Below are 17,862 nucleotides of genomic sequence, written 5' to 3' on the forward strand. Positions count from 1 at the left end.
GCTTCAGGCCGGCTTCGGCGCCGTGCCTCGCGCGGCCAGCTCGCGCTCCACGTACAGCCGCAGGATGTGCATGAAGTCCTGCGCGTTCGTCACCACGCCGAAGGCCTGGTGCGTGCCCCGGTCCTTCAGCTTGCTCACCACGAACTCGGACGAATCCACGCAGATGGTGGGCAACTCCCGCAAGGAGCCGTCCTTCTCCGTCACGAACGCGGGCAGCATGTTCCCCGTCGCGATGGCGTGCAGCGCCGTGGCCACGAGCACCGCCATCGTCGCCTTCACCGCGTGCCTGCGCATCGCGTCCTGCGCCGCCAGGTTGTCCGTCACCACGTCCGGCAACGGCCCGTCATCCCGGATGGACCCCGTCAGCACGAACGGCACCCCGTGCTTCACGCACGCGTGCATGATGCCGTTGGTGATGACGCCCGCCTCCACCGCCTTCGCGATGGAGCCCGCCTGCCTCACCCGGTTGATGGCGCGCATGTGCAGCCCGTGCCCGCCCGACGTCGCCTCGCCCGCGCCGCTCATCCCCAGCGTCGTGCCGTAGATGGACGCCTCGATGTCGTGCACCGCCACCGCGTTGCCCGCGAGCAGCGCCCCCACGAAGCCGTTCTCCACGAACCACGTCATGTCCGCACGCGCCCGCGAGTGCACCAGCGCCGGCCCCGTCACCCAGATGGGATAGCCCCCACGCTCGCGCTCCTCCACCAGCACCCGCGCCATGTGCCCGTAGTCGATGGGCTTCTCGCGCGACACCTCGCTCGTCATGAACTTGAACTCGCCCTCCCCCTCCTCCATCAGGTAGGCCATGTTCACGTAGACGCCTTCGCTGCCGTCCTCCGCCTTCCCCACCACCACCTGCTCGCCCGCGCGCACCCGGCGACCCTCGCGCACCCAGAGCTCGCCGGCCGCGTCCCGCACCAGCGCGCCGTCCATGCGCGGCTCGCGCGGCATCCGCCACCGCCCGTCCACCCTCACATACGTGGGCAGGTTCGTCGTGGTGAAGAAGCCCTCCGGCAGCACGCCGTCCGCCGGAGCCGGGGTGAAGCGCGCGTCCGGGTAGCTGGTGAACCGCGCCGCCGTGAAGTCGGGATGAGCAATGGTCGTCACCCCACCACCATGCGCGGGCCCTCCCACCCGTTCAAGGGTGCAGCACGTCCCCATCCCCTCGGATTGTTTCCCCTTTCATAAGGGCCACCCACCTGGACGCACCCGGTCAAGAGCGCCGCCCGCAACCACCGCGCGAATCCCGGGTTCAACCCTCCAAGGACGAAGCGCTGGCACCGACGCCCGCGCGCATCGAGGAGGACACACCATGAAGCGCAACGGACTGGGGATGCTCGCGGCGGTGCTGGGCCTGACGGTGGCGCTGCCGGCCGTGGCCGCGGAGGCCGACCGGCGCCAGGTGAACCAGCAGCAGCGCATCAACGAAGGCGTGAAGAGCGGCGAGCTCACGGGCCGCGAGGCCGTGCGCCTGGAGCGCCAGCACCGCTCCCTCCAGCGCGAAATCCGCCGCGACCGCCGGGACGACGGCCACCTGGACGCCGCCGAGCGCGCCCGCATCGACGCGAAGCAGGACGCCCTCAGCCGCCGCATCGCTCGCCAGAAGCACGACGCCCAGAGCCGCTAAATCCCCGGAAATTGCGCACCGCGACACGGCTTCCCCGGGCGGCCCACCGGGGGGCCGTGTCGCGGATGCGCGCCCTTTCCAGGGTCGGATTCCGCTCCAGGTACGCCAATTCGCCCACATGTGCGCCAGGAGTGAAAAGCAGGTGGGGGACGCAACACCGGTTCTTGAATGGCGAGAATGGAAACAATCGCAGCCGGTGACCACCTCCGGGTCACTGCTCCCATAGGAGCCCCCCATGAGCTACCGCATCCAATCTGGCGACACCCTGTCGGGTCTGGCGAAGCGCTACGGCACGTCCGTGGACTCGCTGATGAAGGCCAACCCGGACATCCAGAACAAGGACCTCATCTACGCGGGCAAGACGCTGAACATCCCCGGCTCGCGCGACAGCTTCGAGCCCGGCACCCAGGGTCAGGGCGTGCGCGGCGGCGGTTCCGGCGGCTCCAGCGGCGCGGGCAACGTGACGGCGCCTCCGGGCGGCGCGGGCCCGGGCACGCGTGGCCCCGGTGGCAGCCCCTTCGACATCGCGATGTCTCACATGGGCAAGAACGCCGGCTCGCTGAAGCTTGAGCAGACCGGCGTGGGCGCGGACATGGAGGACTGGGTCCCCAACAACGTCAACTGCGCCAACTTCGTCTCCGCGTGCCTGGAGCAGGCCGGGCAGATCAAGGACAGCCAGCACAGCGCGTCCGTGATGACGCTCCAGGGGAACCTGGACCGCGACCCGAACTTCAAGCGCGTGGACCTGAAGGACGCGAAGCCCGGCGACGTCGTCTCCATGAAGGTGGGCGACGGCCAGCACGTGGTGATGTTCGCGGGCTGGAAGGACGGCAAGCCCCAGTTCATCGGCTCCAACAACGTGAACTCGGACGGCTCGCAGCGCATCAGCCTCACGTCCATGAACTACCCCATCATGTCCGTGCACCAGTACCAGGGCTGAACAGACCTGTAGCCCGAGGTCCCCGGTGGGGCCTTCGCCTTCCGCGCTCCTGGCGCCTGGAAGGGGGAGGCCCCATCCGCTTTTCGCGGGGATGGCCTCGGCCGCCTGCCCTCCAAGGCCCCCCGAATGGCGCGGGCCTCACAGTGCCAATGGCCTATCGTCCAGGGCTGGACGTTCCCTGGACACGGGGTCTTTCGGACGGGGCCGGACGGGGGGAGGCTCCCGGAAGCCATGCGAAGCCTCATCCTCCTCGTGGAAGACCATGTCGACAGCCGTGAGATGCTGGAGGAGTTCCTCACGCTGGAAGGGTTCGCCGTGGAGGTCGCCGGCAACGGCCTGCACGCCTGGGAGCGCCTGAGGCGCGGCCCCACGCCGGACGTGATGCTGTTGGATTTGATGATGCCGGTGATGAGCGGCTGGGAGCTGATGGAGCGCGTGCAGAAGGAGCCGCGCCTCGCGAACCTGCCCGTCATCGTCGTGTCGGGCGCGGGCGCCACCCGCCCCGTGCCCCAGGGCATCCGGGCGTCCATCCCCAAGCCGTTGGATTTGGACGACCTGATGCGCGCGTTGGAGCCGTTCCGCTCCTCCACGCAGTCGCAGTTAGCCGCCGCCTACTGAGCCGGCGGCGTCGCGGGCTGCGCCTGTTCACGCGGCAGGAGCACGCGGAAGACGGTGCCTTCCGACGCGCGCGAGCGCACCTCGATGCGGCCTCCGTGGCCCTTCACCACCTGTTCGACGATGTAGAGCCCCAGCCCCAGGCCGCCGTGCGTGTTGCTGCCCGCGCCGCGCCGGAAGGGGTCGAACAGACGCGGCAGCATGTCCGGCGGAATGGGGTCTCCGCCGTTCTGCACCTCCAACACCACGTGCGCGTCCGCGTCCGACAGCGTGAAGCGCACGGATGAGTCCGGCGGGCTGTACTGGAGCGCGTTGCCGCCCAGGTTGCTCACCACCTGCAGCAGCCGGCCCGCGTCCCAGGCGCCGTCGTAGCGGCCCGGGCCCACGTTCAGCGTCAGCGAGCGCTCCGGCCACGCCGCCTCCAGCTCCTCCACCGCCTGGCGCACCACCGCGCGCACGTCGCCGGGCACGCGCTCAATCGGGATGCCGCCGCCCAGCCGGCTGCGGGTGAAGTCGAGCAGCTCCGAAATCATCCGCGCCATGCGCTCACCGGAGCGCGCGATGCGGGACACCGCCTTGCGGTCCCGCTCCTGGAGCGCGTCTCCGTGCATCAGCTTGGTGACGGACAGCTGGATGGCGTTGAGGGGGTTTCGCAGGTCGTGGCTGACGATGGCGATGAGCCGCTCGCCGAACTGCGCCGCCTCCCGCGCCGCTTCTTCCGCGCGGCGGCGCTCGGTGACGTCCACCAGCGTGACGACGCCCGCGACGATGTGGTCGTCCCGGTCGCGCACGGGCGCGCTGGAGCCCAGCAGGTGCGCGGTGGTGCCGTCCGGCCGGCGCACCTGGAGCGGCTCCGCCTGGCGCGTCTCACCGGTGCGCAGCGCGCGGGCCATGGGCCACGCGTCGTCCGCCAGCGGCTGGTTGTCCGCGGTGAACATCTGATGCGACGACTCGTAGTCCGCCAGGCTGGCCGAGGGCCGGAACGGATGCCCCAGCAGCGACTCCAGCGCGCGGTTGCCCAACAGCAGCCGGCCGCTGGGCGCCTCCGCGATGAGCACGCCCGCGGGGAGCTGGTCCAACACCGCCGCCAGCCGCGCGCGCTCCGCCTCGATGGTGGCCAGCAGGCGCTGCCGCTCCGCCTCCGCCTGACGGCGCTGGGTGATGTCCAGCACCGTGGCGGCGCGGCCCACGCGGCGACCCGTGGCGTCCCTCAAGGACGTCACGTGCACGAACGCGGGGAAGCGGCTGCCGTCGCGGCGCAGGTGCAGCGCTTCGTATTCGTGGAACGGCTTGGAGCTGGCGGCGGCCATGTGCCGGGGCAGCGCGCCGCGCGACTCGGGCGCGACCAGGTCCTCCAGCCGCAGGCCCTTGAGCGCTTCCGCGGGTTGCCCGTGCATGCGCGCGAGCGCGGGGTTCGCCGCGACGAAGGTGCTGTCCTCCGCGGCCATCACCGCCACGCCCACGCCCAGGTGCGTGAAGATGTCCTCCCAACGCCGGGGGCCGGACGCGTCCGGGGCGCCCTGCTCGCGCGCCGCTTCCGCGGCCTCGCGCGACGCGAGCATCCGCGCCTGGACATGGGCCTCCAGCGCCGCGGCCTCCACCGCGTCCACGGCGTCGTGGAAGCGCTCCACCTGTTCTTCGTCGCCCGAGCCTCCGCCGCCCCGCTCGCGCCACAGCCGCAGCACCGTGTCGCGCAGGCGCCGGAAGTTGGTCGTCGTGGGGTGCCCGTTGGAGCCCTGCACCAGCAGCGACAGCTCGCGCGCCAGTGAGTCGGAGACGCGCGCGTCCGGGTTCGACATCCGGGCCGCCACCGCGGACAGCCCGTGCGTGAAGGTGTCACCAGAGCCCGGGGCTTCGTGAAGCCACGCGTCCTGCAGGACGTCACGGGACTGGAAGAGGAAGTCGGCCAGGGTCAGGGACACGGTGCGAGGCTCGCGGGCGAAGGGGCCTGGGGTGCATCCGGGGGAAGAGGAGCTCACCTCCGACTTAGGCCCCCGCTTCTCATGCGACAAGGACCGTCTGGCGACGTGTCAGGAGGAAGGCGAACGGACCAGGCCCAGCGGCCACAGGGCGGTCAACCGCAGGAGCCCCGCGCCCGGCTCCACGCGGTAGCGGACCTGGAAGCCGCAGGCGAGCACCGTCGCCCCCTCCCGCCCCGACGGAGTCACCGGCAGACACGGCATCCGGCTGGCGAGTGCCCCCAGCTCCGACTGAAGCCGCTCACGCACCGCGGGCGTACACGCCGTGAGCGTGCGCACCACCGGGGGTTCCAGCTGGCAGCGGTAGGCCATGAGCGCCGCGAAGGGTGCGCATCTACAGCTCAACTGCAAGATGACAGTGGCACGGTGATGCGAGCGGTCAGACGGCGGGCGTCTGGGGGGAACAGTCGTCGGGGCACACTGTCAGACAGGTGACGCTGGGGAGCCCACTAGCCCCTGGGTTCACTTCAAGAAACCAAGGAAAAGCGAGTCAAATGGAGGGATGGCCCTCGGCGTCCACCATCTGTTGCTCGTCGAGGACGATCGGACATGGCGCGAGGGTGTGGGCCGCGCTGCGCGTGAAGCGGGCTTCGTGGTGTCGTCCGTGGCGGACGGCGCGGAGGCGCTGGACTGGCTGCGTCATCGCCCGCGCGCGCAGCACCCGGACCTCATCCTCCTGGACCTGGTGTTGCCCCGGTTGGATGGATGGGAGCTGTACGGCCAATTGCGCACGGACGCGCGGCTGCGGCACCTGACGGTGATGCTGATGTCCTCGGCGAGAGGTGCTCCGGACGTGCCGCTGCACGGGGTGGTGGGCTTCCTGCACAAGCCGCAGCAGCCGGAGGCGCTGGTGCAGGCCCTGGCAGAGCGTCTGCGCGAGCTGCCCGGGCGTCCGAAGGAACCCCCGCGCGTACCGTACGCGCTGCGGCTGACGGACGAGTCGCTCTACGCGCTGCACGCCCTGCCCGCCCCGGTCCGTCACTCGGTGCGCGTGCACCTCTTGCGCGCCTCGGAGCTGGCGGCCTCGGAGCTGCCCCTGGCGTCGTCGTGGTTGATGGCGCTGCACAGCGAGCAGCCCTCGCTGCTGGTGACGGTGGAGGGCGTGCGCGTGGTGCTGGTGGTGGACGACGCCGCCTGCGCGCTGACGGCGACCATCGTCATCGTGCCCAGCCACATGCGCTGGGCCTGACGTCGAGGTTCACACCACCGGCACGCGGTGGACCTCGCCGGAGTGCAGGTCCAGCCACACCACGCGGCCGAGCAGGTCGTGCACGACGCACCAGTCCTCCGTGAGGCGCACGACCTGGGGCGGGGTGCCGGAGAACTCCACCGTCACGCGGGGGTGGTCGGCGACGGTGCGCAGGACAGCCGTGTGCAGCTCGCCCTTCTGGAAGCGCGTCACGCTCCAGGAGGGAGTGAGCACCACGCCCATGCGCTCCCCGTCCTGCCGGGACGGGCGGTGGAAGCGCCGCGCGACGATGGGCGCCACGTAGTAGGGCCAGGGTCCGGGCTCCTCGTCTTCGGTGGGCGCGATGAGCACGCCCATCGCCTCGCCATCGGGCGTGAGCGCGAGGGCGTCCAGTGTCTCCCGCAGGTCCTTCATGTCCGCGCGCCCGCGCAGGACGGGGCCGCCCTCCAGCTCATAGGTCCAGCGCTCCAGCCGTTCGAAGTCCTGGCCCGGGGTGAGGTGCAGCACGAGGAAGGACAGGTGCTTCGCGTCCACGGCCATCTCGAGCACGACGCCTCCCACCTCCGGCACGCGCCACAGGGAGCGCGGCTCGGCGGCGAGCGTGTCCACCATGCTCACGGCGTCGCGCATGGCGGTGAACCACCGCTCCCCGTCGTAGGTGGGGGCCCACGCATCCAGCTCCAGGTCGCACCAGCGCGTGGCCCGGCGCTCCACCAGGTCCAGCCGGGACACGCGCCACAGGTCACCGCGGCGCGCCAGCGCGAGGGCGCGGTTGCCCTGCGCGGACAGGACCAGCGAGAACGCTGGCACGTCGAAGCCCGCGAGCGTGCGTCCGTCCGGGCCCACCAGCCGCGCGCCCGCCTCCCCCAGCGCGAGCAGCACGCGCCGGCCCGGCAGCACCACGGCGTCATGCACGGCGTGGGCGCCCGCGTGGCTCCGGTCCATCCACACGCGCACGTGCGGCAGGTCGTGCGTTTCGGACCAGGGGCTCCGTTGCGAGACATGCGGCGTTGGCAGGTCCGTGCGCAGCGCGGCCAACGCGGGATCCTTCAGGGCGTGCAGTTGCTGGAGGAGACTGGCGTTGGAGGGGAGCTCTTCCACCACCTCGTCGCGCATCAGCGAGCGCACGGTGGAGACAAGGAGCGCGCTCCGGGCATCGGAGGCGTCCGCGCGCAGCAACTCCGTGGCGAAGGCCAGGCGTTCCGGAGCGCGTGTCGGGGTTTCATCCGACAGCAAGGTCTGGATGTCGTCGCGCGCGGCGCCGAAGCCATCCGCGAACTCGAGCGCCAGGCGCGCCAGGAGCTTCGCGCTGCCCGGGCCGCCGGCCTGGATGCCCCGCTCCACCCAGGAGCGTGCGATGTGGCGCGCGGACGACACAGGCCACACGGCATCCACCGCGCGCGACCAGTCTCCGGCCTCCGCGAGCGACTCCGCCCACAGCATGCGCAGGGCCTGTGCTTCGGCGGGATGGGTCTTCTCCAGGCGCAGCACTGCGTCCGCGAACACGCCCGAGCGCCGTGCGATGGCCACCGCGCGCTCCACGTCCTTCGCCAGGAACCAATGGCGCACCACGAGGCCCGGCGGAAGGTTGCGTCCCTCGGCGAGCTCCGCCGCGAGTTGGAAGCGGCCGTGGCGCTCCAGGAAGGACACGGCCTCCTCGGCCGCCTCCAGCAGCTCGGCGAGGACGAAGGCGGCCTCGTCGATGCGGCCTTCGCGCTCCAGGCGGCGGAAGGTCTCGCGGTAGCGCTCGCGCAGCGCCTCGAACACGGCGGGGCCTCCGCCGAACGACTGCGCGGCACCACTCCGGCCGCGGGGTTGGATGCGCAGCTCTTCGCGCGGGCCGGGAACACCGAGCGCGAGCTTCGCGCGTGCGTCCGGGTCCTTGCCCAAGGGGATGGCGTGGCGCAGGGCTTCGTCGAGGTTGCCCTGCTCGAAGAGTTCGAAGAGGTGGCGCAGGTAGTCTCCCTTGCGCCGTCCCACGAGCTGCCCCAGGGGCGTGTTCCGGAGCATCCACTCCTTGAACTGCTCGAGTGCGCCCGGGCCTTCGGGTTCTGCGGGACGTGTGTGGGTGCTGGAGACCTGTGAGGCTTTTGCGGCGTCACCTCCGCGCATTCCAGCGAGCAGCCGTGAGAACCAACCGACCCGTACGCCAGTGCCCATGGCGGAGGTGTGACCCGCGTTCGAGGAGAAGGCGCTCCGCAGACGGTCGAGCCATCCCGCGCGACTCGGGGCCAACGCGTTGCCCGGTGTGCCTTGCGTCTCCGTGCGAAAGGCACGGCGCAACCGTGAGAACAAGCCTTCACGACGGACGGTCAGCAGTGCGTCGCCGGGCCTCCGTGAGAAGGCCCGCCGCAGCCGCGCGAAGAAGCCCTCTCGCACCACCGGGACCTCCCGCCCCGCCATGCGCGCCAGCATGCGCTCCGCTTCGGGCGCGAGCGCGGGCACCTTCGGTCCGAACGTCGCGCGTGTTGGCGGAGGCAGCGGTTCCAGCGCGACCTTCAGGGGCGGAGGCGGCGCACCCAGACCCTTCACCTGGACACGCCGCCATTCCGAGACGTCCAGCCACGCCCCCGGATCCACCTGGCGCAGCGCTCCGGGCCCGTACATCCGTGCGACGCCCTCGTGAACCAGCACGACGGCTCCCGGCGGAGGCGCCAATCGCTCGCGCTCCTTCGGGCTCAGCGGCGCGCTGGTGAGCACTCCGGACTCCAGCACCAGCGGCAATCCGGGTGCGGCCCCCACCGCGCTCTTGCACGGTGTCGCCAGCTTGAGCAGATGGCCTCCCGCCAGCGCCCAGACCGTGGCCCCGGGACTCCAGGCTGCAAGCACGCGGCGGCGTGCCTCGGCCTCTCCCAGCAGTCCGGAGTGGAACCACCAGGCAGCCACCACCACGGTGCCCCGGTGCACCTGGGCGCGAGGACGCACGACTCCGGCCGCGGCGCTCACGACGTGGCCTCCGGGACGGAGCGGTACAACACAGCCTGCTCCATCAGGTCCCACAACACGAACTCTCCCGACGGGAGCAGCCATCCCAACACCGGCTGCCCGTGACTCGCCGCGGCCTGCACCACGGGGCCACTGGCCACCGCGAGCGTCCGGGGCGGCTGGAGCGAGAAGAGGCGGAAGGTGCGCTGATCCGGATCCAATGCAATCAGCCCGGGCAGCGAAGGCGCGGGCGGCTGCACCACGCCCACCACACGGTGCCCCCAGGGAACGGAGAGGGTCGACACATCCGTGCGCTGGAACAGCCGCCAATCCGGTGCCTGGTCACACACCGCGAGCAGCCCCGCGTCCGGATGCCCCCCAAACGGCGAGTAGCCGAAGTGCGCCTCCCCCTCACGCGCGTTGAGCGGAACGATGCGCTCCGGCTCCTCGTCCAGCATCTTGAGCCGTGAGATGACCGCGTGACCTGCTCCCTGGCCCTGGGGCCGCAGCACGCAGACCGGACGCATGTTCACCAACGCCATCGCGGAGACGTCCTCCGCCACCACCTTGATCGCCACGTTCTCCGCACCGGAGGGTGGCGCCAGCGAGAACAGCCGGTCCTTGCCGTCCTTCAACCACAGGTGTTCATGCCCACGCGGATCCAGCCAGCTCAGGAGGTCCAACGGCAGCGCCTCCGGCACGGTATCCGGCCGAATGGAGTCATCCGCCACGTGGTAGCGCGCCTTCCGGTAACCGGTTGGCGTGCGCACGTTCCCGTGCATCACGTACGCCCCCTGGCTCCGCGCGAGCACGAGCAACCCACCCGAATTGCGCCATCCCGCCGCGACCACGCGCTGCCTGGGAGGCACCTGGACGCGCCGGGGCTTGGGCACGGTGGCGCGCGGAGAATGCGGCACGGCCATGGCCTCCACGCCGCCATCCGCGGAGAACAGCAGCACGCGCCGACCGTCCCCGGAGAAGGAGAACTTCGCGATCCGCTGGTCGCTCTTGCGCGACTGCAATGGGGAAGCCGCCTGCCGCGAAGCAAAGGGATTGCGCAACAGCCGCAGACAGTCGTCCGGAGGCGGAAGCTCCAGCACCACCGAACGGGGAACACGGCCCGCGGGCCGCACGTCCACGGTGAGCCGGTGCGCACCGGGCTCCATTGGTTCGGAGACCTCCACGCGGGACATCCCCTCCGCGTCCTCCAGACGCCCCAGGCGCGAGGAGCCCACGAGCCACACGTCCTCAGGCGCGCGTGAAAGGTCCAGGGCTTCGCGCCATGCAGCCAGGTGCTGCGAGGACGCGGGCACGGTGGAGCGGGCTTCGAGCCACGCAAGCAACGACGTGCCGCCCAGGCCCGAATGGGTGGCGTGAGTGGGCTCGGTCTGGAGCGCGCCCCAGGTGAACGCCGCGCCCGCGGCCTCCGCGCGGCGCGCGAGCACGACCAGCAGCGCGAGGTGCGCGATGCGCGGCAGGCCCAGTTGATCCGGTCCCACGTCCAGCAGCACCACGGTGCGCCGAGCCCCCTGCGGCTGACGGAACGAGGGCTTGAGGAACGACAACTCGCCGAACGCCGCGCGGCGCACCAGTTCTTCCGGTGCCTCCAATGCCCAGAGCCACTCACTGACGAGCAGCCGTTCGAAAGGCCCTCGTCGAGAGAGCCCGTCATAGCCTTGAGGCTCACCGCCCTCGGCCTCACCGCGAGGACGCAGCGTTCCGACCGCCGCCGACAGCCGCGCCACGTGCGGTCCCAGGTGCCGCGCCAGGTCCTCCGGAAAGAGGGACAGCTGCGTCGCCCAGGGGCGCAGCGCGGGAGGCAACGCGGTCGTCACGAAGCGGCCTCAGCGGACAGCCACGCGGTCAACGAGGCGCGCGCGACAGGCTTGGCCGCCGCGACGGAGACGAGCACCCCTGACGCAGGCAGCACCGCGAGCGGCGCATCGCCCAGCCCCGCGAGCAGCGCACGCTCCAGCAGCGAAGGAGCCACATCCGGCTCCAGCGCGCAGGGAAGCAGCAGCGCGGGCGCCAGCGGATCACGACCCAGGTACACCGCACCATCGACCCAGGGCAGCGAAGCAGCAGCCCCCAGCAGCACGAGCACGTCCGGTCCCGCGACACCGGTCCACGATGCGAGCGTCGCGTCCTCCGCCCGCGAAGCGCGGTGTCCCAGCGAGAGCGCCACGGGACCAACGCCCGCCACGGCCACGGGCTCCAGCGGCAAGGCCCGGGGGCGCCAGCGCACGGGAAGTCCCGCGACGACCGGCTCCAGAGGCGGCCTCATGACGCCCTGCTCCCGCGCATCCCACGCCCGTTGATCACCCCGGCACTCTAACGAACGGGCGTCAGCGCCAACAGAGGGACCGACACGCGACAGGCCACGGGACTCGAGCTGTACAGCGCCGGAGCGCCTGCCCATGCTCCCGAGCATGAGCACGACCCGGATCCACCACCACCTGAAGGCCCCCCGCTCACGCGTCTACAGCGCCCTGATTGACGCCCGCGCGGTCGCGACATGGATGGTGCCCGACGGCATGACGAGTCAGGTGCACGTCTTCGAACTGCGCGAGGGCGGCGCATTCCGCATCTCGCTCACCTACGACGCGCCCACGGAGACCGGCAAGACGACCGCGCACACGGACACGCATCACGGCCGTTTCGTGAAGCTCGTGCCGGACGAACAGGTCATCGAAACCACCGAGTTCGAGACCTCCGACCCCGCGCTGCAAGGAGAGATGATCATCACGTTCACGCTCACCGACGCGCAAGACGGAGGCACCGACCTGCTCTCCGTTCACGAAGGACTGCCGCCCGGCGTACCGCCCGCCGACAACGAGCTCGGCTGGCGGATGTCCCTGGAGAAGCTCGCGAAGTACGTCGAGCAGAGTCCCTTGGAGTAACGGCACCTTCAGTGCCGTCGGGGCAGGCAACTCCACAGGAGAGGCCACCAGCATCACGCCGCGCGAGTGCTCGCTTCTTCCGCCAGCACCGCAGCCACCGCGCCACGCAACGCACGCAGCGTCTCCGGCAGTGCCTCCGGAGCGAAGCCCGCATCCATCTCGCGAGCCACGCCCTCCAGCTTGAGCCGCCACGCGGCCACCGCGTCCCCGTCCACGGGCCGCGACTCCAGCAACACATGCCCTGCCTGCGCGATGCGCTGGGCCCGAGCCAGAGGCCCCGCGCTCGCCTCCAGCGCCGCGGCCGGCAGCGCCAGGTTCTCCGACGCGGACAGCACGTCGCGCAGCACATCGCGCGCCAGCGCCTGTGCCTCCTTCGTGGGCACCGCGTAGACGAGCGGCCACAGGTCCGCCACGCCCGGCGTCGTCCGCCCCGCCAGCGCCGCGGCGGCAGCCACCAGCCGCTGCACCTTCACCGCGCGCCGGTCCGACAGCGCGATGCCCGCCGCCCGCAACGTCCGCAGCGCCTGCGCCAGGTGCGGCCGCACCGCCCCCAGGTCCGCGCGCCTCGCCGCCTGCGCCACCACGTCCAGGGACTGGAGCGACGCCACTCGCGGCGCCGCGTCCGCCCACAGCGACGCGCCTCCCTCCAGCAGCTCCTCCAACCGAGGATCCGGCACCGGATCCACGAAGATGCGCGCCAGGAACCGGTCCGCGAACGCGGCCAGCGCGTCATCGTCCGGCAGCGCGTTGGACGCGCCCACGCACACCCTCAGCGGACACTGCATGCGCGTGTGGCCACGCCGGAAGGTGCGCTCGTTCAGCAACCCCAGCAGCGTGTTGAGGATGGCGGTGGATCCCAGGAACACCTCGTCCAGGAAGGCCACCTCCGCCTCCGGCAACATGCCCGCCGTCTCCGTCTCCACCAGCCCCTCGCGCAGCTTGCGCAGGTCCACCGGCCCGAAGATTTCAGACGGCTCCGTGAAGCGACCCAGCAGGTATTCGAAGTACGCACCACCCAGGCCGCGCGCCGTCCTGCGCACCGCTTCGCTCTTCGCGGTGCCCGGCGGTCCCACCACGAGCAGGTGCTCGCCCGCCACTGCCGACAGCGCCACCAACTCCACCATCGCCTCGCGCTCGACCAGCCCCCGACTCGCGTCGGTGAGCGCGTCGCGGACCTCGGCCGCCGCGACCTCGAAAGATACGGACATGCCCGCAAGCCTAGCCTCGCCCCCGGTCCGGCATACAGTGGCGGCATGGATACGAAGTGGAAGTGGCTGGCCCTGGCGGGCGTCCTGTGCTCGGGGCCAGCGGTCGCGGACGGGTGGCACGGCTATGCCTCCCTGGGCGCGGGCATCACCCTGGATCATTTCAGCGACTGGCGCGCCAAGGGCCCCGCCCTCCAGGCCTGGCTCGCCGTGGAGACGCCGCCCGGCCTGTCCCTGGGCGTCGTCTTCGAGACCACCCAGACCTGGGGCCAGCAGTTCGCCGAGGCCCAGAACCCCTCCGAGATGAGCCGCGTGCAGCTGGACTACACGGCCGTGGGCCTGGAAGCCCGCCTGCGCTTCCTCGGCGACAAGCCGGTCACACCGTGGGTGGGCGCGCGCCTGGCCAAGAGCTGGTCGCAGCCCTTCACCCCGGACAGCCTGGGCCAGCTGCGCCGCGAGGACTTCGACGTCACCAGCATGGCCTTCCGCGTGGGCCTGGACGGCTGGATCTCCGACCGGTGGGGCATCTCCATCGCCACCGCCATCCAGTTCTGCGACGTGAAGTTCACCAAGGCCGCGGAAGACACCAGCGCCAGCGCGGGCGTCAGCGTGGACATGTGCTCCAAACCGCTCCAGAGCATCGTCGCCGGACCCGTGCTGCGCTTCTAGCGCGGGTACAGTGCGCGCCCATGAACGCGCCGCCCCCCACCCCTGCTCCCCGCTGGCTCTACCTGCACGGCTTCGCCTCCGGCCCCCTCTCCGCCAAGGGCGTCTGGCTGGACGCGCACTGGGCGAAGCAGGGCATTGCCCTGGAGCGCCTCAACCTGCGCGTGCCGTCGCTGGAGCACCTGAGCCTGCACACCATGCTGGACACCGTGCGGGACGCGCTGGGCGCTCCCCATGACCGCGCCGTCCTCATCGGCTCCAGCATGGGCGGGCTCGTCGCCGCGCGCACCGCGGAGCAGGACGCGCGCGTGGGCGCACTGGTGCTGCTGGCCCCCGCCTTCCACTTCGTGGAGCAGCTCCAGCGCCGCCTGGGCCCCCACGCCTGGGCGGAGTGGAAGCGCACGGGCTACCTGGAGACGGATGACCACGCGGAGAAGCGCCGCACGCGCGTGCACCACGGCGTCATGGAGGAGGCCCAGCTCATGGAAACGAAGCGCGGCCCCTGGCCCGATGTGCGCGTGCCCACCCTCATCATCCACGGCCGCCAGGACGACACCTGCGACGTGCGCTATTCGCGCGAGTGGGCCCAGGGCAAGCGCCACGTCCGGCTGGTGGAGGTGGATGACGGCCACGAGCTGACCGCTTCGTTGGAGCTCATCGCGAAGGAGGCGGATGCCTTCCTCACCCCTTGGCGAGGTGTGGAGCAACCCCGGCAGGTGTTCACTGGCGGCTGACCGGTGCGCGTCCGCCCGGCGGTCGTATTCGCGCCGCGAACGCGCCGGGTAAGGTGGCGGCCATGAACCGCGAATACCACCGCTGGCACAGCCCGCGGCTGAACCGGGACATGGAAGTGCTGCTGTACGGGCACTCGGGCGAACCCGTCATCCTGGTGCCCACGAGCAAGGGCCGCTTCTTCCAGGCCGAGGACTTCGGCCTCATCAGCGCCATCGCGGACGGCATCGCCGCGGGCCGCTACGTCGTGGTGTGCGTGGACTCGGTGGATGAGGAGTCCTGGTACAACAAGGACGTCGCCCCCGCCGTGCGCGTGGCCCGCCATGCCCAGTGGGAGGACTACCTGCTGCATGAGGTGGTGCCGCTCGCGAAGGGCCGCGCCGCCGGGGGCCGCCTCACGCTCGCCGGGTGCAGCCTGGGCGGCTTCCACACGTACAACGTGGGCCTGCGCCACCCGGACGTCTTCCAGCGCCTCATCTCCATGGGCGGCAAGTTCGAGACGGAGGACTTCCTCGACGGCCACCACGACGAACAGGTGTACTTCCACACCGCGCCGCAGTGGCTGCCCAACCTGCACGACCTGGGGCGCCTGTCCGCCCTGCGCCGCGTGGAGATGACCCTGGCCGTGGGCGAGCACGACTTCTGCCGCCCCTCCAACGAGAACCTCTCCAAGGTCCTCTGGCAGAAGGACATCGGCAACGACCTGTCCATCTGGGACGGCGGCACCCACGACTGGCCCGTGTGGCGACGGATGATCCGCCAGTACCTGCCGGCCTGAAGTCGCGGCGGATGCCGGACTCGGGACACGACAAAGCCTCCGGTCGGAAGGACCCGGAGGCTTTCGTGATGCGCCACCGTGAGGAGCCGGAGGGCTACTCGATGGGCATGAACACCTTGAAGCCCGAGCGGCCGCTGTTCGTCGTGTTGCGCTCGATGAAGTCGCTGGCGGACGAGTGGCCGTCGCCCAGCGTCACCGCCGTGTGGCCGTAGATGCTGCCCAGGCGCGTGGAGGTGCTCTCCCACGTGAGCACGAGGCCCGGAATCTTCAGCGCGTCTTCCAGGGACATGTCCACCTGGCGGAACTTGTCGCGCGGCAGGTTGTTGTCGATCTGGTTGCCGTTGCCCGACACGCCGATGCCCATGGAGTTGCGGATGGCCCGGCTCACGCCCGTGGCGCACAGGCCCTGGCTGTTGTAGCCGCCCATGCCCATGGCCGCCGCGCGCGCCGCCTCCGCCAGCCGGCGGCCCTTGTCGGTCCCGCCGGTGGGGGCCACGCCCATCGGGCCGCCCACGTCCTGCCCACCGCCCACGCCGCGCCCACCCCGGACGCCCTGACGGCCACCGCCCGCGTCGAAGCTGTCGCGGCTGGAGTGGCCAATGCGCAGCGTCCGACCCGAGAAGATGAGGTCCGGGTTCGAGATGTTGTTGTCGCGCGCCAGCTTCTGCACGGAGGTGCCGAAACGAGCGGCCAGGCCAGAGAGGGTGTCGCCAGGACGGATGCGGTAGTTGGACATGTAGGCTCCTGGGACAATTGTCGGGACTTCCAGATCCAGGTTGCGGCCGTTTCCTAGATTCTTGGAACTTTTCCCTACACTGGAATTTTACACCCCAACAACCCCCATCAGCCCTCCAGGGGCCGGAGGGTGCCCGCGCTGACGCGCCAGAAGCGCCACAGCACGGCGGCGGCCACGGTGATGAGGCCCGCGCACAGGCCCCACCAGATGCCCAGCACGCCCATGCCCAGGTGGAAGCCCAGGAGCAGGGTCAGGGGCAGGCCCACGGCGTAGTGGCCCACGATGTTGGCCACGAAGGTGAAGCGCGTCTGTCCCGCGCCGCGCAGCACGCCCGCGCCCACGCCCTGCACGCCGTCGAAGACCTGGAAGATGGCGCTCACCATCAGCAGGGGCAGCAGCAGCGGCAGCACCTCCGGCGGAGCTCCGGCCAGCGTCGCCAGGCTCCGGGGGAAGAGCGCGAACACGAGCCCGCCGAGCGACATGACCCCCGCGCCGAGGGCGAAGGCCATCAGCCCGCTCCTGCGGGCCTGCGGCGTGTCGTGCGCGCCCACGGCCCAGCCCACCCGCACGCTGCCCGCGTTGCCGATGCCCAGCGCCATGGTGAAGGTGAGGCTGGCGAAGGAGATGGCGATTTGATGCGCGCCCACGCTCTCCGGCCCCAGCTTCGCGGACAGCACGCCCGCCAGCGCGAAGACGCCCACCTCCGCCGCGATGTGCAGGCCAATGGGCAGCCCCACCCGGAACGCCCGCAGCTGATCCGCCTTCACCGGCCTGCGTGACGGCGTGCCCGGCACGGGGATGGCCTGCACCGCCCGCGCGACGATGAGCACCTCCAGCGCCGTGCACAGGAGCGTGGACAGCGCCGCGCCCGCCGCGCCCATGGCCGGCACGTGGGTGAGCGGTCCCGCCCACGCGGGCAACGACTCGCCGCCGAAGACGAACAGCGGCACCAGCATCACGTTGATGATGTTGGCCAGCACGGCGGACACCACCAGCGGCCGGGGCGTCCCGATGGCCTGCAGGTACGCGCGCACCGTGAGGAAGATGAGCATCAGGGGCAGGCTGGGCGCGCGGAAGTGCAGGAAGGCGCGCACCTGGACGATCTGCTCCTCGGCCACGCCCACCCATGGCAGGCCGGACGGCACGGTGATGAGCACCGCCCACAGCACCACGCCCACGAAGGCGGACAACCACACGCCCTGCCAGAGCACGTCCCGAGCGCGGCGCGGGTGGCCGGCGCCAATGGCCTGGGACACCAGCGGGTCCACGCCCATCATCAGCCCCATACCGAAGCTGCTGACGGCGAAGAAGAGGGCGTGGCTCAGGCCCACCGCCGCCAGGGCGGACGTACCGGCCCGGCCGACGATGAAGGTGTCCGTCACGCTCATCAGGGACTGGCCCGCCTGCGCGATGCACAAGGGAATCGCCAGCCGTAGCAGGGCGCGCAGCTCCCCCTTCGCGCCGCGGGCCGGGGGGGAGGACGACACGGAGGGCTCGACGGCTTCGGGCGGCATGACGGGGCCTATAGGGAAGGGATTGCGCTGGTGCAAGCGACGCAATCCCCTACCCC

At 71.2% G+C, this 17,862-nt stretch carries 17 protein-coding genes; 8 read left to right on the forward strand and 9 right to left on the reverse strand.

Going from position 1 to position 17,862, the window contains the following annotated elements; all coding sequences use genetic code 11:
* Nucleotides 1–3 precede the first annotated feature (3 nt).
* A complete protein-coding gene (locus D7V77_RS08200; RefSeq protein ID WP_120575709.1) occupies nt 4–1,107 on the reverse strand; it encodes a hypothetical protein in 1,104 nt (367 codons plus the stop codon).
* A 205-nt stretch (nt 1,108–1,312) separates the two neighbouring features.
* On the opposite strand from D7V77_RS08200, the gene D7V77_RS08205 reads away from it, so the two are divergent.
* The 3 genes from D7V77_RS08205 to D7V77_RS08215 all read left to right on the forward strand — a co-directional run bounded on the left by D7V77_RS08205 (nt 1,313) and on the right by D7V77_RS08215 (nt 3,185).
* Entirely contained in the window at nt 1,313–1,627 is a 315-nt protein-coding gene (locus D7V77_RS08205) for a hypothetical protein (RefSeq protein WP_120575710.1), read from the forward strand.
* 235 nt (nt 1,628–1,862) lie between these two features.
* The gene (locus D7V77_RS08210) at nt 1,863–2,567 is read left to right on the forward strand and encodes a LysM domain-containing protein (RefSeq protein ID WP_120575711.1); all 705 of its coding nucleotides are present in this window, start codon (nt 1,863–1,865) and stop codon (nt 2,565–2,567) included.
* A 231-nt stretch (nt 2,568–2,798) separates the two neighbouring features.
* On the forward strand, nt 2,799–3,185 hold the full coding sequence (locus D7V77_RS08215; protein WP_120575712.1) for a response regulator: 387 nt from the start codon (nt 2,799–2,801) through the stop codon (nt 3,183–3,185).
* On the opposite strand, the gene D7V77_RS08220 is transcribed toward D7V77_RS08215, so the two are convergent.
* Together D7V77_RS08220 and D7V77_RS08225 are read right to left on the reverse strand one after the other, a co-directional pair.
* Complete coding sequence (locus tag D7V77_RS08220; protein ID WP_233596759.1) at nt 3,179–5,104, reverse strand: PAS domain-containing sensor histidine kinase; 1,926 nt, start codon at nt 5,102–5,104, stop codon at nt 3,179–3,181. The genes D7V77_RS08215 and D7V77_RS08220 overlap by 7 nt on opposite strands.
* Before the next feature lie 108 nt (nt 5,105–5,212).
* Nucleotides 5,213–5,473, reverse strand: coding sequence for a hypothetical protein (locus tag D7V77_RS08225; protein ID WP_120575713.1), 261 nt, complete (start codon nt 5,471–5,473; stop codon nt 5,213–5,215).
* A 190-nt stretch (nt 5,474–5,663) separates the two neighbouring features.
* Between D7V77_RS08225 and D7V77_RS08230 the strand changes: the two genes are divergently transcribed.
* Nucleotides 5,664–6,350, forward strand: a complete 687-nt coding sequence (locus tag D7V77_RS08230; RefSeq protein WP_120575714.1) for a response regulator — start codon at nt 5,664–5,666, stop codon at nt 6,348–6,350.
* Nucleotides 6,351–6,359: 9 nt separating this feature from the next.
* Here the strand turns inward: D7V77_RS08230 and D7V77_RS08235 are convergent, their stop codons facing one another.
* The 3 genes from D7V77_RS08235 to D7V77_RS08245 are packed head-to-tail and all read right to left on the reverse strand — an operon-like array spanning nt 6,360 to nt 11,559.
* Nucleotides 6,360–9,296 carry a bpX6 domain-containing protein gene (locus D7V77_RS08235; protein WP_120575715.1) on the reverse strand — a complete coding sequence of 979 codons (2,937 nt, stop codon included), beginning with the start codon at nt 9,294–9,296 and terminating at the stop codon, nt 6,360–6,362.
* Complete coding sequence (locus tag D7V77_RS08240; protein WP_120575716.1) at nt 9,293–11,110, reverse strand: LpqB family beta-propeller domain-containing protein; 1,818 nt, start codon at nt 11,108–11,110, stop codon at nt 9,293–9,295. Before D7V77_RS08240 ends, D7V77_RS08235 begins: the two co-directional genes overlap by 4 nt.
* Nucleotides 11,107–11,559 carry a hypothetical protein gene (locus tag D7V77_RS08245; protein ID WP_120575717.1) on the reverse strand — a complete coding sequence of 151 codons (453 nt, stop codon included), beginning with the start codon at nt 11,557–11,559 and terminating at the stop codon, nt 11,107–11,109. The genes D7V77_RS08240 and D7V77_RS08245 overlap by 4 nt, the downstream gene beginning before the upstream one ends.
* A 145-nt stretch (nt 11,560–11,704) precedes the next feature.
* On the opposite strand from D7V77_RS08245, the gene D7V77_RS08250 reads away from it, so the two are divergent.
* Nucleotides 11,705–12,175 carry an SRPBCC family protein gene (locus tag D7V77_RS08250; RefSeq protein WP_233596760.1) on the forward strand — a complete coding sequence of 157 codons (471 nt, stop codon included), beginning with the start codon at nt 11,705–11,707 and terminating at the stop codon, nt 12,173–12,175.
* A 53-nt stretch (nt 12,176–12,228) separates the two neighbouring features.
* Here D7V77_RS08250 and D7V77_RS08255 read toward each other — a convergent pair whose 3' ends face one another.
* Complete coding sequence (locus tag D7V77_RS08255; RefSeq protein WP_120575719.1) at nt 12,229–13,383, reverse strand: AAA family ATPase; 1,155 nt, start codon at nt 13,381–13,383, stop codon at nt 12,229–12,231.
* A gap of 45 nt (nt 13,384–13,428) precedes the next feature.
* Between D7V77_RS08255 and D7V77_RS08260 the strand changes: the two genes are divergently transcribed.
* From D7V77_RS08260 to D7V77_RS08270, 3 genes are all read left to right on the forward strand, one after another.
* On the forward strand, nt 13,429–14,049 hold the full coding sequence (locus D7V77_RS08260; RefSeq protein WP_120575720.1) for a hypothetical protein: 621 nt from the start codon (nt 13,429–13,431) through the stop codon (nt 14,047–14,049).
* Nucleotides 14,050–14,069: 20 nt separating this feature from the next.
* The gene (locus D7V77_RS08265) at nt 14,070–14,780 is read left to right on the forward strand and encodes a YqiA/YcfP family alpha/beta fold hydrolase (protein WP_120575721.1); all 711 of its coding nucleotides are present in this window, start codon (nt 14,070–14,072) and stop codon (nt 14,778–14,780) included.
* Nucleotides 14,781–14,842: 62 nt separating this feature from the next.
* Nucleotides 14,843–15,556 carry an esterase family protein gene (locus D7V77_RS08270; RefSeq protein WP_120575722.1) on the forward strand — a complete coding sequence of 238 codons (714 nt, stop codon included), beginning with the start codon at nt 14,843–14,845 and terminating at the stop codon, nt 15,554–15,556.
* A gap of 94 nt (nt 15,557–15,650) precedes the next feature.
* On the opposite strand, the gene D7V77_RS08275 is transcribed toward D7V77_RS08270, so the two are convergent.
* Both D7V77_RS08275 and D7V77_RS08280 read right to left on the reverse strand, forming a co-directional pair.
* The gene (locus tag D7V77_RS08275) at nt 15,651–16,292 is read right to left on the reverse strand and encodes a LysM domain-containing protein (protein ID WP_169820346.1); all 642 of its coding nucleotides are present in this window, start codon (nt 16,290–16,292) and stop codon (nt 15,651–15,653) included.
* A 107-nt stretch (nt 16,293–16,399) separates the two neighbouring features.
* Entirely contained in the window at nt 16,400–17,806 is a 1,407-nt protein-coding gene (locus tag D7V77_RS08280) for an MATE family efflux transporter (RefSeq protein WP_120575724.1), read from the reverse strand.
* Nucleotides 17,807–17,862: the final 56 nt, after the last annotated feature.

Source organism: Corallococcus sp. CA041A (assembly GCF_003612075.1).
GTDB classification, from domain to species: domain Bacteria; phylum Myxococcota; class Myxococcia; order Myxococcales; family Myxococcaceae; genus Corallococcus; species Corallococcus exiguus.